Raw genomic sequence first — 20695 nt, 5'->3', positions numbered from 1 at the left:
TTGCTTCCCCATCTGCACCTCCGCACCTCCCCTCCCCTACTTCCCCTTGTGACGTTTATCACTTCTGAGCGTTGCCTTGCGTCAGGTGTATTCGATTTTCCAGTCACGCTTAACGCCGATTTCAGTATAGCTTTAACTGCGATCACGTTCACCCTTTATTAAGATTTAGTTCAATTACTTTTTCCCCGAAATGACCGAAAATTGCAACGTTAATTTATCGGGGATATAACAGTATGCAGCTTGCTTATTTCTGTATGGGCAAAGAACCCATAGAGCCTTGTGTCCATCATATCCAAAGCCATCGATTTAGCCCATATAAATCGATAAAAATGACAGCAGAGGAACTGCTACAGCGATATGCAGCAGGACAACGGGATTTTCAATGCGTCAATTTAAGTGACGAAGTTCTCAGTTGGGCAGATTTGACGGGAGCGAATTTCAGTGGGGCAAATTTGAGTGGGGTAATTCTGAATTGGGCTAACCTCAGTCAAGTTAAGTTGAGATGTGCAAACTTGAGCAACTCTGATTTAAATTGGGCGAATTTGGAACGGGCAGATTTACAGGGAGCAAATTTGAGTGGTGCAGAGGTTAGTGCCGCTAATCTGAATGGAGCCGATTGGAGTGGAGCAATTATGCCTGATGGTACAATCTTGTCTGAACAAAATGGTAGTCAAGATTCCCGGTTTCTATCCTGGTTGGTTAGATTCTTTAGGCAAGAAAACAATCGCGATTTCTGATTAGAACTTGTCCTACATCCAGGTTAAGCAAAGGGCGGGTTTAGTCATGTTATCAGTTTGTACCAAAACGTTATCGGTTAAACCCGCCCCTACGCTATTTAAATAAATTAATATAGTTGATTTTATTTCCACCAACCTACTTAGTCGATCACAAACTTTGCTCCCCTGCTCCCCTGCTCCCCTGCGATCGCAACCGAAAACGTTTCGGTTTATTGAACTTAGTTTCACTTCCCTCGTTCTCCATTTTTGCCAAACCATGTATCTTGCCATGCACTACCCACGCCTTGAATAACGCCCCGTAGAATTAAACCAATTCCTCGTCCTAAGACTTGCGTTAAAACATAAACTACGCCTTTACCAACCCAGCCGACTGTTCCCCGTAAACGTGGTGCGATCGCATCCCGAAGTTCATAGGCGATGGTGACGGCTAGCTGAGTACCCTGTAGTTGTTCTAATTCTTGGCGTCTAGGGGAATAAATGGCGACTTTTTTGATGCCAATTTCGCTCAACACAAATAAATCATAGCGACTTTCAAAAATGGCTTGGGGTTCATCGATATATTGATTCCGCCGATATTTCCAGGATAAATTATTTCTAAATCGGGTAATTTCTCGTGAGGACATTAACCGTTTATCATAAAAATTATGCTTAACAATTTCAATATCAGAAAATTCGTTTAACAGGGGTTGGATTACCCCATTAGCAACTTGAATAATTAGATTCTGCAACAATAATTCTGCTCGCGCCATTGCTTCTGGCGTATGGGCAGGATAGGATACATTATCAATCATCAACGGGGCTTCAAAGAGGCGATTCCCTAATAACTCAATCGCCAAAGGAATTTTATCCAAAATAGCCGTTTGCACGACATCCCGATCTTGCCGCAAAATCTCAACCATTTCGATGGTTTGATTGCCGATAACTAAGGTTGAGTATTGACCAAAAAAGTCAGTTACAGAAACTTGCCATAAATCATGTAATAAGCGCGATCGTTTCTGGGTCAATTGCTCCATCGTTACCTGGGAAAAGCGCAAAGCATCCAGCATCTCCTCGAACTTGTATAAGACAGTACGCAGTAATTCCCGGCGTCTCTCTACTTGCAGAATATCGATTTCCAAGGGAGTATTCGTCAGATTTGCCAAACTAGAATCCAGTTTGGTCAACGTCACCGCCTGGGGTGTAGACGGTTGAAACTGCAACGCCTCAGAGGAGGTTTTAGATAAGGCACTGGTGGGGGATGGGCGCAGACGATTTTGGGGAATAGGAGGACGAGATGATGAAGGATTTAAACGTGGCTGAGGTTCAACAGGGCTATTACTATTATTAGAGGGAACAAGTCCGGAATCTGTCGGTAATAGTTGATTCACCAGCCAACGGGCTGTTAATAACTCTCGGCGGCGTCCCGTCCAAAATAGCCAATCTAGGCGGGATAAATTTCCCTGTTGAAGTTGTGCTGTTACCTGTTTTAACGCGGCTTCAATTTGTTGTAATCCTGACTGGCGTAATTGGGTATGCCAACGAGGAGGAGGTAATGTATTGGCGGGGGTGGGTAACATTTGCCAGTAGGATTCACCCGCTTTGACTTGTCGAATGGCTTCCACAATTAAGGTGATGGCACAGCCTTTAGCACAGTAGCCTTCCACTCCCAAACCTTTGGCGGCGGTGAGTTGATTGGGTTCAGATGGAGCGGTTAGCAATAAGATGGGTAGGTTGGGATAATCGGTTTTAAGTTGTTGGCATAAAGATAGTCCGGTTAGGGGACTGCCGAGCGATCGCCCTAATGCCAAGTCTAAGATAATTAAATTAACCTGTTCTTGGGGGAGTAAGGTGGTTAGGCGTTCCAAGGCTGCCGTTGCTGTATCCACCTCAGCCACGATATCTAAATCAGCAAAGGCTTCTAAGGCAGTGACTAAACCTAATCGGAAAATTGGGTCATCGTCAATGAGTAGGATTTGAGTGGATTGATTTGTCATTGGTCATTCGTTATTCGTCATTGGTCATTGGTCATTGGTCATTGGTCATTGGTCATTCGTTATTTGTCATTGGTCATTCGTTATTTGTCATTGGTCATTGGTCATTGGTCATTGGTCATTTAGACAGGGCGGGTTTAGTGACATTATGGTGAACAAAAAAATGATAGTAGTGAAACCCGCCCCTACACATAAAACCCTTTTCTAGTCATGGATCATTTACCTTCCCCATCTTCCCCATCTTCCCCATCTTCCCCATCTTCCCCATCTTCCCCATCTTCCCCCGCTTCCCCCGCTCCCCCTGCTTCCCCTGCTTCCCCTGCTCCCCCTGCTTCCCCTGCTTCCCCTGCTCCCCATCCTCCTACCCTCCATTCTGTTGGGATTTCCAAAGAGCGATCGCGGCTTGGGCTTGTTGGTAAAGCGCCCGTTCTGGGGGAATCTGGGCGGCGGTGGCGATCGCGGCGTCAAATCGTCCTTGGGCGGCTAGGGCGGCGGCGGCTTCGAGGATGGGACGATCTTGGGCGGTTTGGATTTGGGCAACCCATTGGGCGATCGCGCTTTGAGCTTCAGCATACAGCATTCGACCTGGACGAATCTGATTGGCGGTGGAAATGGCGGCGATTAAATCCCGACGTTGGGCGAAGGCGCGGGCTAAGTCGAGGATGGGTTGATCTTCTAGGGTTTGGATTTGGCGATTCCATTGGGCGATCGCAGTTTGGGCTTCGGGGCGTAAAGGTTGACCTGGCTCAATTTTACGGGCTTGGGTGACGGCGGCGTTTAATTGATCAATGGTTCCCCCGGCGGCTAACTGTTGGGCGGTTCTGAGGGTATTGCGATCGTCGATATGTTGAATCTGTTTGCGCCACTGGGCTATGTTGGTCTGTGCTTGGATACGCTGGGGGCGATCGGGTGTGATCAGGGCAGCTTGTTCAATCGCCATCTGTAGCAGGGGACGTTGCTCAAAGCTGGCAGTCATTTGGGCAAGGCGTAACTGGAGGCGATCTTGGAGTTGAGCCTCCCACTGAATGGCTTGGGCGGCGGCTGACGTTTGCACCGGACTTTTGCCATCCAGTTGGCGAACAGCGGTTAAGGCATCAATGAAGGCGAGGATAGTGTTTTGTTGCACCAGTTTTCCGGCTTGCCCTAAGCGTAACCAATCTTGAGCTTCTTGATACAGGGAGGTATTAATCGGAATTCCTTGGGCAACCTCAATCACCCCCTGATACTCTTGATTTTGGAAGCGAGTGGCGGCAATTTTAAGTAAGGTGCGACTCCAATTCGACAGATCACTCTGGGCTTGGGCTTTAATATAGCTATTAGGATCAACCTTGGCTGCTAACGCGATCGCTTGTTCGATCTTTGTCAGTTGATTCGATTTGGCTAAATCTCGTGCCTCTTGCAGTTGTGTCCACGCCTGTTTTTCTGCCGCCAACTGCTGGGTCAGGGTATCATAGCGGGATACACTCCAGTATTGGTCATTCAGGCGTGACAGTTGGCTGATTAGTTTAGCCGCCTGCTGCCAGTTTTGTACTTTCAGGGCATCTTGAACCTGACTGACAATTGCCTGAGCCTGGATTCGTTCCTGTTTCCAGGTAGCGATTTGGGCTTGAGCTTCGGGATATAGGGGACTACTTACAGGGATTTGCATCGCCATTTTCAGGGCATCGGTATAGTTTCCCTGATTCAGGGTTTCCCGGGCAAATTGCAGTACCATTTGAGACCATTCCTGCAGTAGTTGCTGCGCCTGGGGATACAGGGAATGGTTGGGCGACCAATATTGAACGATCGCGATCGCCTCTAGAAGTTGCTCAAATTCTCCGGATTGGGCAGCCAGTTGAGCGCAGTATAATCGTTCGCTATCCGGGGATAAAGGAGAAATGCGTTGGCAATTTGCCGGAGGTGGCAGTTTGGTGAGTAATAATGTACCACCAATGACCATACTGCCGACAACGGACACGATCATCAACCACAGCAATGACCACCGCAAAAACACACCTTGGCGGAGTTTGTAGGCTGGGTTTGAGCGCCTGTCTCGGACAACTTTGGCATCTAAGTGTCCCGTTTCTGCTAAACTCGATGCCTTAGAGCCTCTTGCGAGTCGGATGACTAACTTATGTCCCCGAGGTTGGCGAGTAGGCAGGGAAGTATGGAGATGAAATCGGGGCAAGTCTCGTTTGGACACAGATAGAAAACAACTGGTAATTCATTGTTCACCGTTTATTGTCCATCATTGTATTCCCAATCAACCGTAAATTTGGGTGATTCGCAATCCGTTCAATAGAGTCCACAATAAGATGAGGAATCGTTTTGGAGTAGTTAGGGTGGCATGAGGCTGAGCATTCGCCATTGGCTAGCAGAACGCCACATTGAACTTGCCCAACTGGGACAGGATAACGCCCAGTTGGCGGGCATTGCGTTTCGCATTGCCCAAGACATGGAGGTTAAGAGTCTGAATCCCTTTGCGATTAGTGTCTTGACCGAAGTGTTGGAGTTACCGTTAACTGTCGCTTGGCAAGTCGCGCCGATTTTGTCTCAGTTAACGGTGGGGTTGCTGCGGATTTTGAGTCGCAAGAAGCCCTTACGCCGGAGTGAAGGCACCTGGCTGAGTTTTCAGGTGGCGTATCTGAACGCATTACAAGGAATTTTAGAGCAAGAAGCCCAACTGCGAAGACCCTGGGTCAACCGCGCCCAAGTCCCGGCGTCACCGAATATTGATGAACCTCTGGTTGATCCCCAATTGATTGCTCTACTGAAAACCCTGCGCCCCGGACGTCTCAGTGATTCCCAAGCTGAACAAGCCCTGTCATCTGTGGCAAATTCCTTTCTGGTGCAGCAGATGAATAATTTAGCGATCGCCTGGTTTGTGGCGAATGGGGCGGAGGAAACGGAAGCGAAGTTATTAACCCAACGGTTAAGTAATGGACTCGCGGGTCATTTGCTCAAGGTGATTGCCGAAAATGCGCTACCCTTGGCGCAACTGCAAAAGTTTGTTCGGTTAGGTCATTTAAGTAACACCCTCAACACCCCTCCAGAAGAGGATGAGGAGGAAGAATTTTCCACGCCCCAATTGACCCTGGATTTGGATCGAGAATATTATCGGGCGGAACTGTCCCGGTCCTTAAGCGAACCCTTATTTGCCGAACCCTTTTCCCTCAAGGAAATCTACGTGTCCCTGAACGGCAGACGCCTCCCTACCACGCTGGGACAAGAAAACCGGGAACGACGCCGCAAACAGGATCTCGACCCTGCCTATCTCGCTGCTGCTTCCTCGCCACCGACAGATTTAATGGCATGGGTGATGGCTCAACTGAATGACAAAAACAGTATTGCGGTGATTGAAGCCGATGGTGGCTGTGGTAAGACCAGTTTCTGTCAGATGTTAGCGGCACGGGTAGCGCAAGAGCTGTATCCCCAGTGGATGCCTGTGATTATTCGCCTGCGGGATGTTACCTTGGGTCAAACCTTGGAGCAAACCTTGGAGACAGCCTTCCCGGTGGGACGGTTCACGGATACCGACGGGTGGTTCTCTCGCAGTTCCCCCCCTTGTTTGCTGATTTTAGATGGTTTGAATGAATTGCCCCGTTCTCCCCAGACGGAGCGTCACTTGTGGACATTTATGGATCAGGTGATGCGGTTCCATACCCAGAAAAATGGGTCAAATTCGCCTCGCCACAAAATTATCCTGACCAGTCGCCCGGTTACCTTGGATGGTGTGTTGGCGCGTAGGTATCGCCATAGTAGTCTACCGCCACTGCAAAGCCGACTCCAGCGCATTGCCATTGAACCGATGGCGAAGGAGGAATTCCGCAAGTGGTTTCTCCAGTGGGCAAAACTGCAATCCAAATCAATTGCCCAGTCGTATTTTAATTTCTTAAAGCATGGTGGCGTATTTCAGCCGCAATCTCCGAATCCTGACTTAGTGGCGCTGCTGACTCGTCCATTGATGCTGTATTTGGTGGGAATTTTACATCGAGATGCCTTAATTGACGATCGCATCTTTAAAATGAGTCCGGCTGAGGTGAAGTTTGAAATCTATGACCGGATTTGTCGCTGGTTGCTGGGGGAACCGACGAGTGGGAGTGGACCGCCCTTGGAGTTAATTCGCGAAGGCTTTTCCCATGCAGGGCGTTCCCTAGAAGCGATCGCCAATCTCTTGGAAGGACGTTCCCCGCAACAGTTACGCCATCAAATGCAGGGGACAGCCCTGACGATTTTGCAGACGGGTCAGAATCAAGTGACACAAACAGTAATCCAGAATCGGTTCCAGAATCAAGAAACGACGCCTGAGTCGTTTACCCAACCCCTACCCACGTTCTTTTTCCGCACCCAGCCCAGAGATAAAGCCGGAGACTGGGTGAAGTCCTCACCGCGCCAATCATTTTCGTCCCAGAAAGCGACATCAGCCCCCCTCTCCATTGAGTTTTCTCACCCCAGTTTAGGCGACTATTTAGCTGCCGAAGAAATTGCCCTGCAACTGAAGGCATTAACGCAAAAGCTGCCCAACCAGTATGGGGAAGTCTCGTTTGTGATTGATTCGTCCCTCCATCTGGCTGAACATCTTTATCAGTTGTTGGGGTATGGTTTATTGTCTCCTCAAATAGAAGAATTGGTAATTGAGAGACTACGACGGGAGCAACAGCGCAATGCGGACGCCTTTTCCTTCCCGGTATTATTTCAACGACTCTATCGCTTCTATCGCGCCTACTGTCGCGGACGGTGGTTTGATGAAGGGGTGGCTCATCGGGTTCACGAACAGTTGCGGGATTTGAACAATCCCTTGAATACGTTACAAATTGATGCCACCGTGGGATTAAATGTCTTTTTAGTCCTCTGTTCAGCCGCCAAAGAAGCCAATCTCCCCTTCTGGCCCTGTGGCAATCCGGAGATTCCCCAGGACTTTGATGCTGATCAATTGTTAAGTTTTATGGGTCGTACCGTTGCCCTATCTCCTACCACATTTTGGCAACGGGCGAGACGAAGTTTGGCTCAGATTCATTTACCCCAAGCTTGTTTAAATCGGGTAATGCTGGCAGAGGCGAATCTTGTCCATGCCGATTTATCGACGGCTGAGTTAAGTGGGATTAATTTAGCAGCAGCTAATTTACAACAGGCAAATTTAGCCTGGGCAAGTTTAGTCGGGGCAAATTTAGCGGATGCGGATCTCAAAGGGGCGCAGTTAGAAGGGGCAAATTTATTGGGGGCGGATCTGCGGGGTGCTAATTTAACGTCAGCGAATTTAACCAATGCTTGTTTAGTAGATGCCCAGTTAGATGAACCGAATAAACAGTTTGCGGTTAAAAGTGGAGCGTTCTTTTCCTGGGACGAGTTTCAGTCCTATTACCAATCTTTGGTTGTCTCTCCCTTCGTGAAAACCATCGAAGAGGAGCATTTGTTTGAAGATGATCCGATGATTTTCATTGAGAGTGCCGAAGGGGAACTCATGTTACCAACCATTTACTCCCAAGGGAGCGATCGCTATGATGGGGAAACTGAACAGTTTGACCGTGAGCGATTAAATGCCCAAGCTACAGTGTCGGAAACGGATCAGTATGCTGGGGAGACAGCCCAAGTGGATGAGTGGGTAACTGAAGCCCCGGTGTCTGATACAGAGCAGTATAGTGGCGATACGCAGCAATTGGACGAAATGGGACACCACCCGTCGAATACAGAGCAGTATAGTGGCGATACACAGCAATTGGACGAAATGGGACAACGCCCGTCTGTGTCGGATACAGAGCAGTATGCTGGGGAGACAGAACAGATCGACGATTGGCAATTCTCCGAGTCGGAAACTGAAGAGGAACAGTTAGAAGCGGGCGCGGAACAAGAGACTGGCGTGTTTCATGAAGATACGATTATGTTGGATGAGGAGGATGATTATTAGTCATTAGTCATTAGTCATTAGTCATTAGTCATTAGTCATTAGTCATTAGTCATTAGTCATTAGTCATTAGTCATTAGTCATTAGTCATTAGTCATTAGTCATTAGTCATTAGTCATTTGTCATTTGTCAAGGTTTGAGGAACATTTCCAGAACCTAACCTCGTTCGGTTTATTTTCACCACCCTACTTATTGGCTGCCATCTGTTGAGAAAAATTTATTTCTTAATGATATATTTTTGTCGCAGCTTATCCCAAAAACTCTGGAGCCTTAATTTAGCTAACCGTATCTTTGTTAAACGGGGAATACTACCCGGTTGATTTTGGCTTAAATCCAAAAACTCGTTGACATCCGCTAAAATTATTTTCAGGCGATGGATAATATTTTCATACCGATATTCTGCCAAAAAATGTTCATCTAAAGGCTTGATTGACGGATTTTCTATAACTTTGAGAATGCGTTTAATATCATACTCTTGAGAATATACCGCAATTTTATAGCAATTAAACCCCGGATCTAAATAATCCGATAATCCCCCGTTCACACTCGAAAAAACCTGACAGCCACAAGCCAGGGCTTCCATGGGTTGCAGCCCAAAGCCTTCACTTACCCCCTGTTGCGCCCAATACTCAGCCGAATCATACAAATAAACTTTAGCCCGATTGAAGAGTCCCACTAAATCCTCGACGTAGGAATCAACAACTTTAACGCGACAATGCTTGTGTAACTCTGGTATCAAATCCTGGAGTAAATACTCAGACGATTTCCGCGCCTGAACTAACACATCAATATCCCGTTCTCGATTGAAGTTCTGAAATTCTTCCGAAATATGATTAGGTAAATAGTAAATTAAAGAATTAGGCGATCGCTGTCCCCAATATCCCATAGTATTGCGACTAACGGTAATAATAGGGATACGCGCCGGAAGTTGAAATCGATACCCAGCACTATGGGCATGGTAAATAACCGGATGTAACTTTAACTTTGCTACAAGTTTGGGACTATCAAATCCCCAACTGACCACAAAAATAACATTATTTAAATCCTGTTTTTTGAGCAAATCATCCAGGAACAGCGTATTCTTTTCCCGTTGACGATAGGTGACTACCTCCGCAGGACAAACCTGCTTTGCCAGACTCAGGGTTTTCAACTCCGCCCAAAGACCGCCGCAAGCAAACTTGCCATAAGTTCCAGGGACTAAAAAGTAAAGGGTTCTCAAAACACTAATTGCCTCAGTGAGATCGTCTAGTTTAATATACTAAGTAGGTGGACACAATTAAAGTTAGCGGTGGAGATTAGGGAACTCTTAACTGGGAACAGGGAACAGTAAGGGTTTGAGGCTTGTTTACATATTAGAGTTTGTAGTAAGCGCTAAAGCGCTTCTGGCACGCTTCGTGCCTACTACGAACCTAGCTTAAGTCAGTGACATTCGTTTTAACCCCCTGTGTCACAAAGTCCGAGGGCATGCTTTTGACCCTTCGCTTCGACGGCTTACGGATATTGGCGAGCAGGTCGGAAAATATAAAACTTTACTAAACTTTTATATTCAGCGGGTTAGATTTCATCGTAACTCTACCCATTTTGCTGATGATTGATCGAAACTAGAGAAAGCAGATGCACCCTGCCTGAAAAAAGACCCTAAATGAATATGAAAGGGCAGATGCACCCCTGAAACCCTGACAGCCGCCCACATTCTGATTGACAGCACGTACTTAAATCGAAATGTGGGCTTCACTTCTAGGGTAGAAATTTCTAGGGGCAATTGTTGTGATCTAAAATTTCCGCTACTGTGTGGTCACAACGGACTTTTTAGTGATAGCGATCACTAAAGCATCGGTCTAGTAATCCCAGTTAGCGATAAAAAAAGTAATACGTCAATTGTAGGGGCAGCGCTGGGGGAATATTGCTATTCAGGATATCGAGTCAAGGTGCTTCTTTTTTCTTCATAAAACTGACTGGCAACGAATCCGAGGGAATAAATGAGAGCTGCATTACTAGAAGCTCCCACGGCTGCACCAATAACCGGAAGAATTTCGACAAAACTCAAACCCCCTTTAAGAACTCCGGAACCCCCTACAGATAAGCCAAAAATTGCTAGAACTTCACCGCGTCGCGTTGGCTCTTTTAGCGAAAATCCATAAGCCGCTGCAATGCGATAAACCATCTGTGCTTGGAGTGCTGTAACCGCCGCTAACTCAATCCCAAATAAAGCCAGCGCTAAAGGGGGAATAAAGTTGGTGATTAATCCCAACCTACCTCCTTTGATTGCTGTATCCACCATAATCCGGTGAGCTAGCTGTTCGGATGTGTCAAACGGGTACTCCTGTCGCAGCTTGTCTACGTCTTTTTGAGCTTGCTCCAAATCCACTTGACCCAATGCAGCAGCGAGCAAGCTAATCCCTGGGACTTTGGCAGCATACTTAGTCAGCGGGTGTTCTGCAATAGGTGTCAAGATTTTGCCCACCGTTTCCGTTCCTGGTTCTACGAATCGCACAGCCGCAGGGCGAACAGCTTCTCCTACAGCCTTGCTTGTGCTGGTAATGGTATCAGCCGCCGATTGCGTGGCTTTAGTCGCCAACTGAGTGGCAAACGTGGCGACTTGAGTGGTTGTTGCGATCGCGTCACTGATATGGTCTGTCAATGAACTATTTTTCCGCTGTGCTGTCATCTTTCAGTTAATTTTTATACATTGTGGTGGTTGTCACTTCCACTCTAAAAGAACAAAGACTCAATATCATCTATCATTTGATAGTAAAACTCAGTCAATAAGTTTCTGTTATCACACTATTGACTTAACAAAAGAGGCTCAGTTAAGCTGCTAAGATATAAAATCTCAAATGAGATGCGGTCTGAGTCGCATTATGATTCACTATAATTAAACGTCAGTAGTGACTGAAGAGTCGTGAATAAACATCCCCTGTTTCGGTCAATAATCAAAATCCTAGGATTTTACCTAGCCCTGGGTTTGGGTGTTTCGACACTACCAGCTAACGCCCAGTTTCGAGAGGACTTTGAGCAAGACTTTCAACAACAATGTCAGCGAGCCAGACAAGCTCCCGGTGCCAATTTGAGTGAAAGAACTGAATACGACAGGCGTCTCGAACAAGCGTATGTTTTGCCTCGGCAAAATCGACCAAGTTTAGTCGGTTGTGATTTGCGATCGGCTGATCTCAGAGGAGCTAATTTAGGAGGCGTTGATCTCAGCGCTGCCAACTTTAGTCCTAAAACATCGGTGAATCGGGCAATTGTCACAGAAATTCCCGCCAATCTCACAGGAGCCAATCTGAGCAATGCCAAGCTAGATTATGCTAACTTGACTCGTGCCATTTTAGCCAATGCTAATTTTCGCGGTGCTCGGTTGTACGATACCAATTTGAGTGGCGCTCAAATCGTTGGTGCTAGCTTAGATGGTACATTTGCCTCTTATGTCATTTTATACGGGGCAAATTTGAGTGGATCAACTCTGAGCTTGGGAAATTTTAGCTCGGCGAGAATGACAGGTGCTGATTTAAGCAATACAAATCTTTTTCGAGCCAATTTGACATTAGCAGACTTAACCAATGTCAATTTCAATGGGGCAAATCTCAGTGAAGCTGATTTAAGCGGCGCGAACTTGACAGGCGCAAAACTCATCGAAACTGATTTGCGGGGAGCAACAGGTGTCAATTGGCAGGGAGCGCAGTTATGCCGAACCACGCTTCCTGATGGCACAGTAGCGGCTCCAAATTGCGTGGTGACGGATAATAATCCATCTGTTGAGGTACGTCCAGAATTGTTTTAGGGAACAGGGCTGTAGAGACGCGCCATGGCGCGTCTGTCTGGTGGAACGAACGTCTGTTGTAGGGGCGGGTTTTATCATTAACGTTTGGTATTCACCCGGATGTCACTAAACCCGCCCCCAACGGAGTGCAAAAATTTTAAGGGCAAATGACGAATGACAAATGACGAATGACAAATGACCAATTAACAATCTCGATTTGATACCGTACCATCTGCTAGCGTCGTCTGGCATAAAATAGCATCTCGCCAGTCAGCCCCGTCTAGGTTAGCCCCCTGTAAATTTGCGCCCTCTAAGTTTGCACCTTTGAGATAAGCATTGGTGAGATTGGCATTCTCTAATAGAGCGTTGCTCAAATTGGCGCGGGTGAGAAAACTATCGATCAGGTTTGTATCTCTTAAGTCCGCATTACTAAGGTTGGTATCCACCAGAGAAGCCTCCATCAAGTCGGCATTCCTAAGAATAACATTGACCAAATCAGCACGGCTGAGTTCAACCCTACTTAATTGAGCCAACCGGAGATTAGCACCTCGCAGGTTGGCTCCTTTGAGTTTAGCGTCTTCTAGATTTACCTCTCGTAAATCACACCCCATACAGCTATTGGTTTCTAGCAATTGGCGTACTGTATCTGCATCTTTCAGGAGATGGGTTGCTGCTGTGGCTACAGCGTTGACGTTAACGGTAGCCACAGGTGAGAGTAGCATCAGGAAAATGGTAGTAATTAGACGCTTGTGGTTCATAATTTGATTTATTACTCTCAGCTTTCTAACAGTCCAAGTCTCACCAATCGCCTTGGGTTCAAACCCAAGGAACCAAAAGCAAAAGTCGTCTAAAGACGACTTAAGAATTAATCGCGGAGGACGCAAGAAATCCACGATTAAGCGTTCTGTTGGGTAGGAAGCCTGCACTCCTCTATGAGTGAGTGCAGGCAATACTGCTCGGATAAGCTTTAATTGCATTTATTCTCCCCCTGCTCCCCCTGCTTCCCCTGCTCCCCCTGCTTCCCCTGCTCCCCCTGCTCCCCCTGCTCCCCCTGCTTCCCCTGCTTCCCCTGCTTCCCCTGCTCCCCCTGCTTCCCCTGCTCCCCCTGCTCCCCCTGCTCCCCCTGCTCCCCCTGCTTCCCCTGCTTCCCCTGCTCCCCCTGCTCCCCCTACTTCCCCTGCTTCCCCTGCTCTCCTTAATCGAACAGTATTGGGAGTGCAGGTAGTTCACCGCAAGGTAACAAACTCCTCAGAGGTCGAGGGATGAATACCAACGGTAGCATCAAAATCGGCTTTTTTCGCTCCCATTTTCACAGCGATCGCAACGCCCTGAATAATCTCAGCTGCTGATGCTCCAACCATGTGCGCTCCTAACACTTTATCCGTGGTTTCGTCAACCACTAACTTGACGATAACCCGTTCCTCTCGACCCGTGAGAGTGTGGTACAAGGGGCGGAAACGGGCGCGATAGACTTTCACCGCATCGCCATGCTTTTCCCTGGCTTGGGCTTCGGTTAAGCCTACTGTTGCTGCTTCTGGGGTACTAAATACCGCCGAGGGGACATTTTCATAACTCATCACCCGAGATTTGCCGCCAAATTCTGTATCGGCAAAAGCACGCCCTTCGTTAATCGCAACGGGCGTCAAATTAATCCGATCTGTGCAATCCCCAACCGCATAGATATGAGGTTGAGAAGTACGGCTATACTCATCTACCGCGATCGCATCTTGACAGAGATCGACTCCAGCCTTATCCAAACCTAGATTCTGGAGATTTGGCTTGCGCCCTGTGGCGGCGAGAAAGATGTCTCCAATTACCGTTTCCTCATACTTGCCGCAGACTGTAACCTTTAATCCATCTCCTGTCTTCTCAATCGCTGTCGGTACGCTACCCTCCAAAATCCGGACACCGTGTTGCTGCATTCCCTCTTGGATTTGAGTCCGAATATCGTCATCAAACCCCCGCAAAATCTTCTCTTTGCGGATAATCTGAGTTACCTCAGAACCCAAGCCATGCATAATACAAGCAAATTCCACACCGATGTAGCCACCGCCGAGAATCACCACTCGCTTAGGTTGCTCTTTGAGGAGGAACATATCATCGGAGATAATCGCATGTTCTATACCCGGAATATTGGGCGTAACTGGGTGTCCACCCACGGCAATCAAAATTTTGTCCGCACTCACTCTCTGTGATGCCGTACTGCTATTGGGAGACTCAAAAATCTCTAACGTATGAGGGTCAACAAACTTGGCATAACCCCGAAACAGTTGCACTTCGGAATTATCCAACATCCGCAGGTAAACTCCATTGAGGCGTTCGAGTTCCTTTTGCACCGCCTCGATCATTTTATGCCAGTCGAGAGTGCTTTGTACAGGACTCCAGCCATACCCTTGCGCCTCTTCAAACACCTCCGGAAAATGAGAGGCATAAACCATCAGTTTTTTTGGAATACAGCCGCGATTCACACAGGTTCCTCCCAAGCGGCTGAATTCGGCTACTCCTACCTTTGCCCCATATTGTGCTGCTCGTCGTGCTGTGGCAATTCCGCCTGAACCGCCACCAATAACAAACAGATTAAAATCGTAACTCATAACTTGGTTAACTCCGTTTGATCAGCATGTGAACTACTTATCACTGTACGCGAATAGCATTTTGTATTGATTTCCCTAGAACTGAGTTGATAAAAGACTCGTTGTTCTGATTCTATAAACTGTATGTTTGTTGATCCTTGAATTTTAACCCCAGGCAGTTGGTGAGGCTTAATTTAAACACCAGCATCTACCAACAACGGCTGAATCGCCTCCCAAGTTAACCCCTGCTGAATATAACGAGGTGCATCTGGATTATAGGGACTAGCGACGCGATCAATTTTGACAATTTCTGCTTCGGGTGGTATGACAGGCACATCTGGATCGAAAGCTGTTGGACGCATCAATGAACTAGAAAACCCCTTGTAAATAGCAATCTGATCCTCTTCGCCAGCAATTTGAGCGGTAACGAGTAAGACTTCTTGAGGATACTTAATTGTGTATTGTTCTAAACGCTGTCCAATAGAAGTTCCTTTGTTCATTGGTAATTCGTCATTCGTCATTCGTCATTCGTCATTCGTTATTTGTCATTTGTCATTTGTCATTTGTCATTTGTCATTTGTCATTTGTCATTTGTCATTTGTCATTCGTCATTTGTTGATTGGGAAATCTCTCCCCCATCTCCCTCATCTTCCCCATCTCCCTCATCTTTCCCTGCTCCCTCCTCTTCCCCATCTCCCTCATCTTTCCCTGCTCCCATCTCCCCTAGTTTCCCACTACTGTTCCATGGCGATTCGTCCCTGTTTTCCTAAGCGAATTAAAACAAAATAGCTCAAGTACAGAACATAAATCAATAATCCAACAATGCCAATAAAACCCAAAAATTGAGGAGAAGACTCAGGATGGAAATATTGTTTAAAGAGAAAGGGAGGTTCTAGCCAAACTCTACAGGCAAACGTTTCCACCACGTCTGGAGTAAACGCGCATCCCAGAGATGGAAGACTCCACAAGACACCAATCCCACAGTAAATCGTTATTGCCCAGCGCCAAGCCGTCAGCGTAAGTTTCAGCAGATTCGTCGGTTGATCCTCAATATCCTCATTCACATCTACCCAGAACCAGAGGGAGATGGGAATCAAAACTCGGGCAAGCCAACCCGATATAAAACCAATGGGCCACGAGGCAATCATGATATAAACCGTAATTGCCAGTAAACTGGACACGCGCCAGTAGATAATTAATAGGCGCACCATGGCATCAGCTTTTTTGACAAAAGCCCATATAATTAGGATCAGGGGAATCAACACCGTAAATAAAACGGCTAACCGATAGTCTGTCCAGACTAATGCTTGCAGAAGTTGATCGGGCATAGCTAATAGCCGACGAGTTCCTTTGATTTAACAGTATAGTGACACCGCGATCGGTTCACCTCCCAAATTGTACGGTAATCTTGCCATTTCCGCTTCAGGAATATTATCGATTTCAACTACTGGACGGGTGTTCTAGTGTCCTGGACAACGGGTTCTCAGGAACAAAAAAAGCAGCCGGAATCACCCGAAGGAGTTCCAGCCACCAAACTGATTCACTGAATTCATCCATACAAAATCGGCACGGATAGCAGATGAAGACTCATTATTCGTCGTAGACGCGGCACTCATCTGCATCAGGATTTTCTTCGCAATACTTCTCGAAGGAGGTTTTCTTTGTGCCTTTTTGCTTCTGATGTGATGCCTCAGCTTGTAATTCTTCTACCGAATCCCAAGCTACCGCACAGTCTGGGGACTCTGCGCCTTGAGCGTCACAAACAGTTCTAGCTTGCTGACGCTCCCGATCAATTTGTTCTTGAATATCACTCATGGCTTTCCTTTTTTCCTGATTACTGCACTAATGTATTGTACAGAACGCCTATTTATTTGGTGTTGACCGCCCTGAAATATATCCAAGTCGGTACTTAGAGATCATTAAGATTCTATAGTTTAGCGTTTCGCAGAAGCCGATACGCTGTTTACAATTCTACACGATCTACTTGACTACCGGAAGTAGGGGCTGTTTAGCAGTATTTATCCCCCAAGTCTAGAAATATCGTAAAATCTCATTTCTTCTCCTCCCCTCCACCTTGGCTTCCCTGCGTTCTGACCCCAGTCCCTTGGGAGTTAGCCGAATTGGAGTTATCATAAGGCTTTGCACCTGTAGCCAACCCGAAAAAACCCTACCCAGGGAAAACCTCAGTAAAAGTCATGGCAAATTTGATGAAGTGGGTAAATGCCTTATCAACTCGTCCGTCCTTGGAAACAGCGATCGCGGAAGTGGTAGAGCGTCTGGAACAATCGTTGTCGATGCCTGCGGATTTGGGTCTGGTGTTCATCTCTTCAGCTTATGCCAGCGAGTATTCCCGATTAATGCCCCTGCTACAAGAACGGTTATCTGTACCGGTGATCATTGGTTGTGGGGGAGGCGGCGTGATTGGCATGAATGCCCAAGGTCAACCTCAAGAAATTGAAGCAGAACCCGCTCTATCAATCAGTTTGGCAAGTATGCCAGAGGTTTCAGTGCGGGCGTTTCATATTCCGGGAAGTGATTTGCCGGACTTGGATAGTTCACCCAGTACTTGGGTGGACTTAATCGGTGTTTCCCCCCAAGATCAACCCCATTTCATCTTATTAGCCGATCCCTTTTCCTCGAAAATCAATGATTTGTTACAAGGGCTAGATTTTGCCTATCCGGGTTCGGTTAAGGTGGGAGGATTAGCCAGTGCCAGTGCCATGGGAGTTCAGAGTGGGTTATTTTATCGTGATTCGGAACGATACTCTGGAGGTACGCTACATCGAGAAGGTACAATCGGCGTGGCGTTAAGTGGGAATGTGGTACTAGACCCAATTGTTTCCCAAGGCTGTCGTCCCATTGGTCAACCTTATCAAATCACCAAAGGTGAACGAAATATTGTACTGGAACTGGCGGATAGTAACGGGATGAGCTTCAGTGAGGTGGAATCCCAGCCGCCGCTAGCTGTGCTGCGTGATGTAATTCAAAACCTGAGTGAGAGCGATCGCGAATTGGCGCAACATTCCCTATTTATTGGCATTGCCCGTGATGAGTTTAAGCAAAGTCTGGGTCAAGGGGATTTCCTAATTCGCAATCTGTTAGGCGTTGATCCCAGACTGGGTGCGATCGCGATCGGCGATCGGGTGCGCCCTGGTCAACGGATTCAGTTCCATCTGCGAGACGCTCGCACCTCTGAGGAAGACCTAGAATTGCTTTTACAGAATTATCAAAACCAAGTCAATCCTACCCCAGAAACGGCGGGAGCATTAATGTTTTCCTGTTTAGGGCGGGGTCAAGGATTGTATGGCAAACCCGATTTTGATTCCCAACTCTTGTGTCGCTATATCAATAATATTTCCGTTGGCGGTTTCTTCTGTAATGGCGAGATTGGACCCGTAGGCGGGAGTACATTTTTACACGGCTACACATCAGTATTTGGCATTTGTCGGCAACCCTAAGTAGGTGGACACAATAAAAGCTAACTGTGGAGATCGTCATTTGTCTTATGTCATTCGTCATTTGTAGTTAAGTAGGTGGATACAATTAAAGTTAGCGGTGGAGATTAGGGAACAGGGAACAGGGAACAGGGAACAGGGAACAGTAAGGGTTTGAGGCTTGTTTACATAACTTAATCTAGTTAAGTTTATTTCCACCAACCTACTTAGTAGTGGCGTGACACAGCTAAAATTGTGGAATAGATTTAACGTTTAAACCGGGCGCAAGCCTTGCGCTCCTACAATGCTAATTCACCAATTAAGGTGTGCCACGCCGCCATCGTGGGTTAGGCGGAAACTCAATCGGCAACATAACTGTTTAATTCAATATCCGCCGTAACCCACCAACAACAGTATTTGTGGAATTTTAAGATTTACCCGCAAATTTATCCACTGTCGAACTATTAAATGATCTGGGGTTTTGGGTGGCGATCGCTCCCAAGGCTTAAGATTTTATACACAATAGCTTTCGCTTCACCCATGAGTTCAAAGTGATATATCGAGAATCGTACAGAGAGCTTGAGCTAGTTCTTGGAGATAGATATCATCCAAATGACCAAGCACTCTAATAATCCGAGATTTATCAATGACTCGAATTTGTTCACACAGAATCACTGAATTTTGGCTTAAACCCCCAACTCCTGCTGGAACGAACACATGAGAAGGTAAAAGCTTTTGCCGTATCTTGTTTGTAAACGGCGCAATGATAGTATGAGGACTAACAGCATTTGCCCGATCAATCTGTAGAATCACTACAGGTCTTATACCTGCCTGTTCTGTACCTACGACTGGGTTTAGGTCACATAAAACTACATCTCCCCGTCTAATTTGTAAACTGTTTGAAGGCTTGGCTACCACTGAATTTCTCCACGAGCGAGACGTTCTTCATACTCTTCTAAATTCGGTAAGTAGTCAGTGAAATCAGATTCAGCAATTTCTAGCGCTTCGTTAAACTGCATCCATAGGGCAGCACGTCTGTTGTCACTTCTCATCAGCAGGAACTCAATGTAATCGTTCACTTGCTGGACAAGTGGTTCCGGTAATTGGCGAATCTTCGCTATGGTTTTCTCATATACAGTCATTTATCTAATCTCCCGTGTTTAATCCTGTCTTTGTGGGAATAGCCATACCTAAGCTAAGTGCGACTTAAGGCTTAAACCCTGATTATACCGTTAGCCTTTACAGCATTTTTGAGCAAGTATAGCAGTAGACACATCGATTAGGACAAACGAACTGTTGTAGAGACGTTGCATGCAACGTCTCTACCAAATGATGCGTCCTAACCGCTATGGCGATTGCTATATTAGTCAACCCTCATTTTAGAAGGTGGGATTTTTGGGTAAATCCGGCTTTCACTGCTCATTTTGGCTAAACGCTTCGACGAATTCCTCAAGGGTGCAGTCGAGTACCTGTAATAATTTCTGAATTTGCTCTGGAAACAAACGCGGTCTTCGTGCGCCCGTCTCCCACTGGGAAACAGTCGTAACAGTTACATCCATTGCAATAGAGATATCGCGCTGGGTTAAACCCGCACGTTACCTTAAATAGGTAAATGTGATTGGTTTTTCTTCACTTGCCACTTCACTTGCCATTTTGCATCCCGGTTGACTGGGGATTGACCAGTATTTTTCGACAAGTATTAGTCAACCCTAATTTTAGAGGAGTAGGATTTTTGGGTAAATCTTGACTGTCACTGTTCATTTGGGCTAAAGGCTTCAACGAGTTCCTCAAGAGTGCAATTGAGTATCTGCAATAATTTCTGGGTTTGCTCTGGATATAGCCGTGGTCTTTGTCCTCCTGTCTCCCACAGGGAAACGGTACTAACAGTGACATCCATCAAAATAGATATTTTCCGTTGAGTTAAGCCAGCACGCTTCCTCAAATAGGTAAAAGTGATTGGTTTTTCTTCATTTGCCATATCACATCCCCGTAAAATTTAGGTCGAACGGGAGGGGTTGACAACTTTAGGTCAACCTAAATATAGTAGACATAGAAAAAGACAGGCGAATCGAGGAGTCGCCTCAGACCTTCGACTAACTTGTCTATTTCCCTCACCTGTTAGGACTCGCAAACCTAACGTCTACCCTATCCATTGGCTAGCTAGCTCAACAGTTAGTTTAGCCATTGGTTAGGTTTCATTGGCAAAGCATTCCAAGTCGTTATGTACAACCTTGGCTTTACCGTCTCTTAGCCAACGCCTAGCGCGGCTAGGTAAGGAAGGCATTAACGGCTTGCCTGATTTCGATAGAACTGGTACTCGTAACATGGGTGATAAACCTC

19 protein-coding genes and 1 pseudogene are annotated in these 20695 nt (G+C 46.6%); 5 read left to right on the top strand and 15 right to left on the bottom strand.

What is annotated here, in order from left to right:
* Positions 1 to 233: 233 nt before the first annotated feature.
* Positions 234 to 737, top strand: coding sequence for a pentapeptide repeat-containing protein (locus RIC07_RS08845; RefSeq protein ID WP_446394195.1), 504 nt, complete (start codon positions 234 to 236; stop codon positions 735 to 737).
* Between the two features lie 224 nt (positions 738 to 961).
* Here RIC07_RS08845 and RIC07_RS08840 read toward each other — a convergent pair whose 3' ends face one another.
* Positions 962 to 2710, bottom strand: a complete 1749-nt coding sequence (locus RIC07_RS08840) for a DUF3685 domain-containing protein (protein WP_446394194.1) — start codon at positions 2708 to 2710, stop codon at positions 962 to 964.
* Between RIC07_RS08840 and RIC07_RS08835 the strand changes: the two genes are divergently transcribed.
* Positions 2704 to 2862, top strand: coding sequence for a hypothetical protein (locus RIC07_RS08835; RefSeq protein WP_446394193.1), 159 nt, complete (start codon positions 2704 to 2706; stop codon positions 2860 to 2862). The genes RIC07_RS08840 and RIC07_RS08835 overlap by 7 nt on opposite strands.
* 60 nt (positions 2863 to 2922) lie before the next feature.
* On the opposite strand, the gene RIC07_RS08830 is transcribed toward RIC07_RS08835, so the two are convergent.
* Positions 2923 to 3096 (bottom strand): hypothetical protein, encoded by a 174-nt coding sequence (locus RIC07_RS08830; protein WP_446394192.1) that lies wholly within the window; start codon positions 3094 to 3096, stop codon positions 2923 to 2925.
* Positions 3069 to 4889 carry a hypothetical protein gene (locus RIC07_RS08825; RefSeq protein WP_446394191.1) on the bottom strand — a complete coding sequence of 607 codons (1821 nt, stop codon included), beginning with the start codon at positions 4887 to 4889 and terminating at the stop codon, positions 3069 to 3071. Before RIC07_RS08825 ends, RIC07_RS08830 begins: the two co-directional genes overlap by 28 nt.
* A gap of 144 nt (positions 4890 to 5033) precedes the next feature.
* Between RIC07_RS08825 and RIC07_RS08820 the strand changes: the two genes are divergently transcribed.
* Positions 5034 to 8591, top strand: a complete 3558-nt coding sequence (locus RIC07_RS08820; RefSeq protein ID WP_446394190.1) for a pentapeptide repeat-containing protein — start codon at positions 5034 to 5036, stop codon at positions 8589 to 8591.
* A 214-nt stretch (positions 8592 to 8805) separates the two neighbouring features.
* Here the strand turns inward: RIC07_RS08820 and RIC07_RS08815 are convergent, their stop codons facing one another.
* On the bottom strand, positions 8806 to 9807 hold the full coding sequence (locus RIC07_RS08815) for a glycosyltransferase (RefSeq protein ID WP_446394189.1): 1002 nt from the start codon (positions 9805 to 9807) through the stop codon (positions 8806 to 8808).
* 687 nt (positions 9808 to 10494) lie between these two features.
* The gene (locus tag RIC07_RS08810; RefSeq protein WP_446394188.1) at positions 10495 to 11256 is read right to left on the bottom strand and encodes a hypothetical protein; all 762 of its coding nucleotides are present in this window, start codon (positions 11254 to 11256) and stop codon (positions 10495 to 10497) included.
* Between the two features lie 234 nt (positions 11257 to 11490).
* On the opposite strand from RIC07_RS08810, the gene RIC07_RS08805 reads away from it, so the two are divergent.
* On the top strand, positions 11491 to 12369 hold the full coding sequence (locus RIC07_RS08805; RefSeq protein WP_446394187.1) for a pentapeptide repeat-containing protein: 879 nt from the start codon (positions 11491 to 11493) through the stop codon (positions 12367 to 12369).
* A 182-nt stretch (positions 12370 to 12551) separates the two neighbouring features.
* Here RIC07_RS08805 and RIC07_RS08800 read toward each other — a convergent pair whose 3' ends face one another.
* The 5 genes from RIC07_RS08800 to RIC07_RS08780 all read right to left on the bottom strand — a co-directional run bounded on the left by RIC07_RS08800 (position 12552) and on the right by RIC07_RS08780 (position 16736).
* Positions 12552 to 13325 carry a pentapeptide repeat-containing protein gene (locus RIC07_RS08800; protein WP_446394186.1) on the bottom strand — a complete coding sequence of 258 codons (774 nt, stop codon included), beginning with the start codon at positions 13323 to 13325 and terminating at the stop codon, positions 12552 to 12554.
* Between the two features lie 249 nt (positions 13326 to 13574).
* Entirely contained in the window at positions 13575 to 14942 is a 1368-nt protein-coding gene (gene gor, locus RIC07_RS08795) for a glutathione-disulfide reductase (RefSeq protein ID WP_446394185.1), read from the bottom strand.
* 173 nt (positions 14943 to 15115) lie between these two features.
* Positions 15116 to 15442, bottom strand: coding sequence for a DUF7734 family protein (locus RIC07_RS08790; RefSeq protein ID WP_446394184.1), 327 nt, complete (start codon positions 15440 to 15442; stop codon positions 15116 to 15118).
* Positions 15443 to 15655: 213 nt separating this feature from the next.
* Positions 15656 to 16249, bottom strand: a complete 594-nt coding sequence (locus RIC07_RS08785; protein WP_446394183.1) for a DUF3177 family protein — start codon at positions 16247 to 16249, stop codon at positions 15656 to 15658.
* Positions 16250 to 16511: 262 nt separating this feature from the next.
* The gene (locus RIC07_RS08780) at positions 16512 to 16736 is read right to left on the bottom strand and encodes a CP12 domain-containing protein (protein ID WP_446383235.1); all 225 of its coding nucleotides are present in this window, start codon (positions 16734 to 16736) and stop codon (positions 16512 to 16514) included.
* Between the two features lie 380 nt (positions 16737 to 17116).
* On the opposite strand from RIC07_RS08780, the gene RIC07_RS08775 reads away from it, so the two are divergent.
* Entirely contained in the window at positions 17117 to 18379 is a 1263-nt protein-coding gene (locus tag RIC07_RS08775) for an FIST signal transduction protein (protein WP_446394182.1), read from the top strand.
* A 522-nt stretch (positions 18380 to 18901) separates the two neighbouring features.
* Here RIC07_RS08775 and RIC07_RS08770 read toward each other — a convergent pair.
* The 5 genes and pseudogenes from RIC07_RS08770 to RIC07_RS08750 form a co-directional block, all read right to left on the bottom strand.
* Positions 18902 to 19273 (bottom strand): type II toxin-antitoxin system PemK/MazF family toxin, encoded by a 372-nt coding sequence (locus RIC07_RS08770; protein WP_446394181.1) that lies wholly within the window; start codon positions 19271 to 19273, stop codon positions 18902 to 18904.
* On the bottom strand, positions 19267 to 19497 hold the full coding sequence (locus RIC07_RS08765; RefSeq protein ID WP_446348623.1) for a hypothetical protein: 231 nt from the start codon (positions 19495 to 19497) through the stop codon (positions 19267 to 19269). Before RIC07_RS08765 ends, RIC07_RS08770 begins: the two co-directional genes overlap by 7 nt.
* A gap of 270 nt (positions 19498 to 19767) precedes the next feature.
* Positions 19768 to 19938 (bottom strand): annotated as a pseudogene (locus tag RIC07_RS08760) (helix-turn-helix domain-containing protein); the annotation flags it as partial.
* Between the two features lie 167 nt (positions 19939 to 20105).
* Positions 20106 to 20333 (bottom strand): helix-turn-helix transcriptional regulator, encoded by a 228-nt coding sequence (locus RIC07_RS08755; RefSeq protein ID WP_446394180.1) that lies wholly within the window; start codon positions 20331 to 20333, stop codon positions 20106 to 20108.
* Positions 20334 to 20543: 210 nt separating this feature from the next.
* Positions 20544 to 20681 (bottom strand): RRXRR domain-containing protein, encoded by a 138-nt coding sequence (locus RIC07_RS08750; RefSeq protein WP_446394221.1) that lies wholly within the window; start codon positions 20679 to 20681, stop codon positions 20544 to 20546.
* Positions 20682 to 20695 lie beyond the last annotated feature (14 nt).

This window comes from Coleofasciculus sp. E1-EBD-02 (assembly GCF_040218245.1).
Taxonomy (GTDB): domain Bacteria; phylum Cyanobacteriota; class Cyanobacteriia; order Cyanobacteriales; family Coleofasciculaceae; genus Coleofasciculus.
The sequence above is the reverse complement of the archived record's forward strand: the minus strand, read 5'-3'. Positions and strand labels throughout refer to the sequence as shown.